Annotated in this window: 8 protein-coding genes; 5 read left to right on the top strand and 3 right to left on the bottom strand. The window is 56.6% G+C overall.

The window, feature by feature from the left end; genetic code table 11:
- The 3 genes from Q7O77_RS13210 to Q7O77_RS13200 all read right to left on the bottom strand — a co-directional run.
- The coding region (locus Q7O77_RS13210; protein WP_304168092.1) for a M48 family metallopeptidase at positions 1-1,008 on the bottom strand (1,008 nt) is incomplete at its 3' end.
- 183 nt (positions 1,009-1,191) lie between these two features.
- Complete coding sequence (gene bcp, locus Q7O77_RS13205) at positions 1,192-1,659, bottom strand: thioredoxin-dependent thiol peroxidase (RefSeq protein WP_304168090.1); 468 nt, start codon at positions 1,657-1,659, stop codon at positions 1,192-1,194.
- 2 nt (positions 1,660-1,661) lie between these two features.
- Positions 1,662-2,231 (bottom strand): glycine cleavage system transcriptional repressor, encoded by a 570-nt coding sequence (locus Q7O77_RS13200; RefSeq protein ID WP_304168088.1) that lies wholly within the window; start codon positions 2,229-2,231, stop codon positions 1,662-1,664.
- Between the two features lie 147 nt (positions 2,232-2,378).
- Between Q7O77_RS13200 and dapA the strand changes: the two genes are divergently transcribed.
- The 5 genes from dapA to Q7O77_RS13175 form a co-directional block, all read left to right on the top strand.
- Positions 2,379-3,257, top strand: a complete 879-nt coding sequence (gene dapA / locus Q7O77_RS13195; protein ID WP_085652111.1) for a 4-hydroxy-tetrahydrodipicolinate synthase — start codon at positions 2,379-2,381, stop codon at positions 3,255-3,257.
- 16 nt (positions 3,258-3,273) lie between these two features.
- Positions 3,274-4,314, top strand: a complete 1,041-nt coding sequence (gene bamC, locus Q7O77_RS13190) for an outer membrane protein assembly factor BamC (RefSeq protein WP_304168085.1) — start codon at positions 3,274-3,276, stop codon at positions 4,312-4,314.
- Between the two features lie 101 nt (positions 4,315-4,415).
- Complete coding sequence (gene purC / locus Q7O77_RS13185) at positions 4,416-5,129, top strand: phosphoribosylaminoimidazolesuccinocarboxamide synthase (protein WP_304168082.1); 714 nt, start codon at positions 4,416-4,418, stop codon at positions 5,127-5,129.
- Positions 5,130-5,291: 162 nt separating this feature from the next.
- Positions 5,292-5,747: a DUF441 domain-containing protein gene (locus Q7O77_RS13180; RefSeq protein WP_304168079.1), complete on the top strand. Its 456-nt coding sequence runs from the start codon at positions 5,292-5,294 to the stop codon at positions 5,745-5,747.
- Between the two features lie 4 nt (positions 5,748-5,751).
- The coding region (locus Q7O77_RS13175) for a tRNA(Met) cytidine acetyltransferase TmcA domain-containing protein (RefSeq protein WP_304168075.1) at positions 5,752-6,274 on the top strand (523 nt) is incomplete at its 3' end.

Genomic DNA, 6,274 nt, shown 5'->3' with positions numbered 1-6,274 from the left:
GAGGAGAGGCTGGAGCGCCGCGCGCGCGTTGTCGTATTTCTTGGTCTGGTACGCCTGAATCGCCCGGCCATACTGCGCCGCCTCGCGTTCGCGCACGTTGCCTTTTTCCCAGTTGCTCAGAATCGTAGCGGCGATCGGGTTGTCGTCCGATGAATACATCGTCAGGACACGAATACGCGCTAACAGGAAATCTTGCGACGAATGGACCGGCGTGGATCGCATCTGGTTGGCACGGTTACGGGAGTCGGACAGTCGACTTTCCGGCAGCGGGTGAGTGAGCAGCATTTCCGGAGGCGTGGTGGCATAGCGCGTCTGATCGGCCAGACGCTGAAGGAAATTAGGCATCGCCTGCGGATCGAATCCCGCGCGTTGCAGCACCTGAATGCCGATGCGGTCGGCTTCCTGTTCGTTGGCCTGCGTAAAACTGATCATGCCTTGCTGCGCTCCCGCCAGCGTGCCGCTCAGCGCCGCCATCCCCATCTGTGGATTAGCCATTGCCAGTAGGATCGATCCCAACGCGCCCGCCCAGGTCAACGGCGCGCTGTTTTTCTGCGACTCGATGGCGCGCGCCAGATGGCGCTGGGTGACGTGGGAGATTTCATGCGCCAGTACCGAGGCCAGCTCGCTTTCATTTTCCACGTAGCGGAACAGGCCGGAGTGGATCACCACGTTGCCGCCGAAAAAGGCGAAGGCGTTGATTTCGTCGTTATTGACCAGAAAGAAGTGAAACGGTGTCCGCACGGAGTCGGCGGATTTGACCAGCCGGTTACCGAGCTGATTGATGTACTGGAGAAGCAGGGGATCGTTGACCAGCGGGGCGCCTGCTCGCAGTTTGCGGAGATAGAAATCCCCCATCTCCAGTTCCTGATTGATGCTCAGCGTAGCGCCGGCCGTCGTGCCGATATCGGGCAAACGATCCTGAACGTCAGCGCCGACGGCGACCGGGCTGCCGGCAAGCAGCGTTGTCGCCAACATCGCCATCACCGTCTGGTGAAGTCGGTTAGCCATTGTGCGTACCCCCTTGTGAACAGGGCGAAGTCTTTATCATGGTCTTCATCTTAGCCAGAGGTCGCCTGCAAAGGAAATACCCGGCATAAAAAGACAGCGTGTTGAAGAGTGCGGAAGGTGAAGAAGGGAAAGCAGCCGGTACGAAGCGTGCGTACCGGCGGAGATGCCGAGCCAGAAAAGCGATTATTCGCCTTTCAGATAGCTGAGCACGATGTCATGGTGATTGCTGGTCTTGAAGTTGTCGAAAACTTTTTCGACTTTGCCTTCGGCGTCGATCAGGAAGCTGATGCGATGGATGCCGTCATAGGTTTTGCCCATGAAGCTTTTCTCGCCCCAGACGCCGAACTGAGCGGCAACCTGATGGTCTTCATCCGCCAGGAGCGTAAAGTTCAGCAGTTCTTTTTCCACGAAGCGGGACAGCTTTTCGGGTTTGTCCGTGCTGATGCCGAGGACTTCAACGCCATAGTTCTTCAGATCGTCCATGTTGTCGCGCAGGCCGCAGGCTTGCACGGTGCAACCCGGCGTCATGGCTTTGGGATAGAAGTAAATCAAGACCTTCTGTCCCTGGAAGTCGGTTAAGTTAACAGGTTCGCCATCCTGATCGGGCAGGCTGAATTGGGGTGCGATATCGCCGGCTTTCAGTGTGGTCATCACTACTCTCCATCTCTCTTTTCGTGCTGTGGATAGTTCACCACGCTAATACTGCCTTGTGCTTGCAGTTCTGTACATAGCTGATGAAAGGCTGGCTCGATAATTGAGCCGTCCAGCGCTGCCGGACTGTGCGCGGTGATCTGAATATACAGCTTCGGCAGGGCGTCTCCGATAGCCGGCTGGGTCTTGGAAACCAGTTCGGCGATGTTCATCTGGTGGGAGTCAAACAGGTCGGTAAAACGCTCGATGATGTGCGGGGAGTCGACCACCTCAACCTTGACCCATACCGTCGCGGGCATGGGCGGACGCGCGTGCGACTCCGTACGTTTCATTACGATCAGCAGTTCCAGCTCGGCGCCGATGATCGGCAGCGTGGACTCGATTCGGGCGATGGCGTTCCAACTGCCGGAGAGCAGCATGATAAAGGTGAACTCTTTGCCCAGCATGGCAAGACGGCTATCTTCAATGTTGCAGCCGCTGCTGCTGACATGACGCGTAATCGTATTGACGATGCCGTTGCGATCGGCCCCCAGCGCGGTGATGACCAGATAGTGTTCTTGAGGGCTAGGCAAAATGGCGCTTCCTGTTCAATGTGTTGAGATCTACATGGTACACATAAAAAAAACCGGCTGCCAAGCGCAGACAACGGCGCTTGCGCGCTTGCTTTTGCATGGACGTCAAAAGTACCATGAGGCACTTGTTTTTGGAGGGGATGGTCAATGTTTACGGGAAGTAGTGTTGCTCTGATTACACCGATGGACGCCAAAGGCGCAGTCGATCGTGCGGGTTTGAAGAAATTAATCGATTACCACGTTGCTAGCGGAACATCGACGATTGTTTCGGTCGGGACCACCGGGGAGTCCGCCACGCTCAGCCACGACGAACACGGCGACGTGGTGATGTTGACGCTGGATCTGTGCGACGGCCGCATTCCTGTTATCGCCGGCACCGGCGCTAATTCTACGGCGGAAGCCATCTCCCTGACCCAACGTTTCAACGACAGCGGTATCGCGGGTTGTCTGACGGTGACGCCGTACTACAACCGACCGACTCAGGAAGGGCTGTTCCAGCACTTCAAAGCGATTGCTGAACATACCGACCTGCCTCAGATCCTCTATAATGTGCCTTCCCGTACCGGCTGCGACCTGCTGCCGGAAACCGTCGCCCGTCTGGCCGTCATCAAAAATATTGTCGGAATTAAAGAGGCAACGGGGAACTTAAGCCGTGTGACTCAGATCCAAGCACTGGTTGATGACGACTTCGTGCTGCTGAGCGGCAATGACGACATCGGTCTGGACTTCATGCAGCTGGGTGGTCACGGCGTGATTTCCGTCACGGCGAACGTCGCCGCGCGTGAAATGACGGAAATGTGCTCGCTGGCGGCGCAAGGCAAATTTGAAGAAGCCCGTCGTCTTAACCAACGGTTGATGCCGCTTCATCAGAAACTGTTTGTAGAACCCAATCCGATTCCGGTGAAGTGGGCCTGTAAGGCATTGGGATTGATAGCGACCGATACGCTGCGTCTGCCGATGACGCCTCTGACCGAAAGCGGTCGCGAGGCGGTAGGACAGGCGTTAAAGCAGTCTGGTCTGCTGTAATCGTTAGGGAGTTTGAATGAGTTCTTCATTGCAAAAGTCAATGGTGGCAACCGTGGTCGGCCTTTCGCTGATCACGCTGCTGACAGCCTGTACCAACGATCAACGCTATAAGCGTCAGGTCAACGGTGATGAGTCCTATCTGCAGACGCCGGAACACCGTGCGCTGAACGTCCCGTCGGGCATGATTCTGCCGTTGCAAAACGGCGACTACGATTTGCCGCCGATTAATCCAAACGGTCAGGTGGGCAAGAATCTGGATATTCGTCCGCCGATGCAATCGCTGGCGCTGCTGAACGGCTCACGCGGCCAGGTCAGCGGCAATACCGCGACTCTGCTGCTGGAAAATAGCGCTCAGAATAGCCAGCTGTGGTCCCAGATCGTTCAGGTGATGCAGTCTAAAGGCTACACCATCGACAACCGTCAGGATGCCAATCAGACGCTGACGACCGGTTGGATCAGCTGGAATTCCGAAGAAGAAAAAGAACCGCCTTATCAGGCGCGTTATGAAGTGTCGTTGAAGCCTCAGGGTTATCAGCTGGCGCTGGGCGTGAAGCTTCTTGCTCTGCAGCAGAACAATGCGACGCTGGATGACGCCTTCCTGACGCAACGCTACACGAGCCAGATGATGAACTCATTGTCTGATGGCCTGGAAAAATCCGTGTCTGCCCGTGAAAATGAGCAGTCTCATCGCGGTAGTCAGTCTCTGGATGTGCAGAGCGCCGCCGACGATGCCGGCCTGCCGCTGATCGTGGTGCGCGGAAGCTATGTTCAGGTCTGGGACCGTTTGCCGAAGGCGTTGGAAAACATCGGGATGACGGTAAACGATCGCAGCCGTCCTCAGGGGTCGGTCTCCGTGACCTACCGCTCGCCGAGCAGCGACCGCTGGGATGAGCTGGGCGCGAAAGATCCGAAGCTGACCAACGGGGATTACAAGCTGCAGGTCGGCGACCTCGGTAACCGCAGCAGCCTGCAGTTCATCGACTCGAAAGGCCATACGCTTACCCAGTCGCAAAACGATGCGTTGGTGGCGGTGTTCCAGGCAGCGTTTAATCGATAAGTGTTCAGGGCCGGATAATCCGGCCTTTTTTTATTCTATTGTCAACGCGTTAACTATCACGGGCCATGCGCCGATGGCCCTCACTGTGTGGAGTAATAAAGATGCAAAAGCTAGCTGAGTTGTATCGCGGAAAAGCGAAAACGGTTTACACCACGGAAGATCCCGATCTGCTGGTGCTGCAGTTTCGCAATGATACGTCAGCGTTAGATGGTCAGCGCATTGAGCAGTTTGATCGTAAGGGGCTGGTGAATAACAAGTTCAACCATTTCATCATGAGCAAGCTGGAAGAAGCGGGGATCCCGACTCAGATGGAACGTCTGCTGTCTGATACCGAAGTGCTGGTGAAAAAGCTGGATATGGTGCCGGTCGAATGCGTGATCCGTAACCGTGCCGCGGGTTCGCTGGTAAAGCGTCTGGGCATCAAAGAAGGCGAAGTGCTGAATCCGCCGCTGTTTGATCTGTTCCTGAAGAACGATGAAATGCACGACCCTATGGTCAACGAGTCTTACTGTGAGACCTTCGGTTGGGTCAACGAAACGCATCTGGCGCGCATGAAAGCCCTGAGCTATCAGGCGAATGACGTGCTCAGCAAGCTGTTCGACGATGCCGGACTGATCCTGGTGGACTTCAAGCTGGAGTTTGGTCTGTTCAAAGGCGAAGTGGTGCTGGGCGATGAGTTCTCGCCGGATGGCAGCCGTCTGTGGGACAAGAACACGCTGGATAAGATGGATAAAGACCGTTTCCGTCAGAGCCTAGGCGGTGTGATCGAAGCCTACGAAGAAGTTGCCCGCCGTATCGGCGTTTCTTTAGACTAAAAAAGCAATCGTTTTCGTTTTGCCGTCAGGGATGACAAAACCTGACGGCGCTCCCATCGTTCGACCCTACCGCCACGCTACCTGAGATTGAACGCCGGTCCTGTCATGATCGGTGGTATTATTGCCCGCCGTATTTTCTGTTTTCCCCCGCAAGGAATTTTCATGGCCAATTTAGACCCGACGCTATTGATTTTACTGGCGCTGGCCGCGCTCGGCATCATCAGCCACAACATGACCGTCACGCTCGCCATTCTGGCGCTGTTGGCGGTACGTATCACGCCGTTAAACAACTACTTCCCTTGGGTAGAGAAATACGGTCTGACCGTCGGCGTACTGGTGTTGACGATCGGCGTGATGGCGCCCATCGCCAGCGGAAAAATCAGCGCGAGTGACGTCATGCACTCGTTTTTGCACTGGAAATCGCTGCTGGCGGTGCTGATCGGCGTGATGGTGTCCTGGCTGGGCGGGCGTGGCGTTGCGCTGATGACAAGCCAACCTTCCGTCGTGGCCGGATTACTGGTCGGTACGGTCATGGGCGTCGCGTTATTCCGCGGCGTCCCGGTCGGCCCGCTGATTGCGGCCGGTCTACTGTCTTTGCTGGTCGGTAAAGGCGGCTGACGTTTTGTCGGACACCTCACTTCCCGCTATCGACGCGCTTGTCGCCGAGCAATCGATGCTGTCGCAGGCAGGTATTCGCCGCGTGCTGACGATCAGCGGCGATCGCGAATGGTGCATAAAACAGGCCCAAACATTGCGGCAGGCGCTCCCCGGCGACTGGCTCTGGGTCGGCAAGACGGCATCAGAATCGGTGGTAGCGGCGTCTCAACTGAAAGGGATGCTGGGGCAGGAGTTCCTGCACGCGGTATTCGATGCCCACGATGGATTGGACGCCGAGGCGCTGGCAATTCTGGCGGGTACCCTTAAAGCCGGAAGCTGGCTGCTGCTGCTGGTGCCCGACTGGGAGAGCTGGCCAACGTGCCCGGATGCGGACAGCCTGCGCTGGAGTGAAAGCGCAACGCCAATCGCGACACCTGCGTTCATCGACCGTTTGCGTGACGCGCTGCTGTCTGATGAAGAAGCCGTCGTTTGGCGCCAGTCGATGCCGTTGATTCTGAAGCCGCTTTGCGCGCGACCAGTCTGGCAGG

This window comes from Lonsdalea britannica (assembly GCF_946477055.1).
Classification (GTDB): Bacteria; Pseudomonadota; Gammaproteobacteria; order Enterobacterales; family Enterobacteriaceae; genus Lonsdalea; species Lonsdalea britannica_A.
The sequence above is the reverse complement of the archived record's forward strand: the minus strand, read 5'-3'. Positions and strand labels throughout refer to the sequence as shown.